This is a genomic window from Oleiphilus sp. HI0132 (genome assembly GCF_001635845.1).
Genome location: NZ_LWGJ01001522.1, coordinates 1 through 438 on the forward strand (window position 1 = coordinate 1; position 438 = coordinate 438).

The following is a 438-nucleotide window of genomic DNA, read 5'->3' on the forward strand; positions in this document are numbered from 1 at the left end:
TATAAAGAGCTGAGACTGGAAGGTGCCACCAGTAAATCCTGGACAACACAGGACGGTCGATTTCGGCCTGGAAAACCAATCGACAGAGGCCTCATCTACAAACTGCTTCATAATCGTACTTACCTCGGTGAGCTTCGGCACAAGAACCAATGGTACGAAGGCAAGCACGACGCCATCATTGATCAAAAACTTTGGGATGACGTTCACTCAATACTATCGATCAATGGGCACAAACGCGGCAACTACACCCGCGCAAAGATCCCATTTCTTCTCAAGGGGATGGTCTTCGCAGAAGATGGTCGAGCGCTTACAACATGGAGCTCAACCAAAAAGAAAAGCGGTAGGCGGTACCGCTATTACATTAGCACCCGCGATACCAAAGAATATTCTGGCGCCTCAGGCTTACCGAGAATACCCGCCGCTGAATTGGAGTCGGCC

General features: G+C 50.0%; 1 protein-coding gene. It reads left to right on the forward strand.

Going from position 1 to position 438, the window contains the following annotated elements:
* Nucleotides 1-438 (forward strand): recombinase family protein (locus A3766_RS23500; protein WP_197479706.1); only part of this gene is annotated, 438 nt, incomplete at both ends.